Source organism: Pseudomonas sp. 32_A (assembly GCF_017490905.1).
Lineage (GTDB): Bacteria > Pseudomonadota > Gammaproteobacteria > Pseudomonadales > Pseudomonadaceae > Aquipseudomonas > Aquipseudomonas inefficax.
Genome location: NZ_JAFGYI010000202.1, coordinates 1 through 508, shown reverse-complemented (window position 1 = coordinate 508; position 508 = coordinate 1). Strand labels below are relative to the sequence as shown.

Below are 508 nucleotides of genomic sequence, written 5' to 3'. Positions count from 1 at the left end.
CATTACTATGGGTCAATTGATTATAGCAATTATAACAAAAGTACAGAATGCATTTGGACAGTAGAAGTTCCAATTGGATATCATATAAACTTTAGTTTTGTCGGTCGATTTGATCTTGAAACTTCAAATGATTGCATCAATGACTATGTTTTAGTTGACGAACAAGTTGATTCTGAACAAGATTCTTGGCGTCGATTAGGAAGATTTTGTTCGTTCAATAAACCAGATATATTCATTTCAAAGAAAAACAAAGTAAAAGTAACTTTCCATTCAAACGAAAATAATGTTGTTGGTGATGGTTTTCAACTTGATTTCAAAATAGCTTGTGGCGGTGTTATAACGGATCCTCAAGGCGTTATCACAAGTCCAAATTATCCTAATCAATATTCATTCTTTTTAGATTGTGAATACTTGATTCAACGAAATCCAAATGATATTATCATTATTGAATTCGATGATCAATTTGGTATTGAAAAGCATCCATCATGCATGTATGATTATTTAGATA

At 30.7% G+C, this 508-nt stretch carries 1 protein-coding gene; it reads left to right on the top strand.

Annotated elements, in window-relative coordinates:
* The coding region (locus J5M58_RS26295) for a CUB domain-containing protein (RefSeq protein WP_207880271.1) at positions 1-508 on the top strand (508 nt) is incomplete at both ends.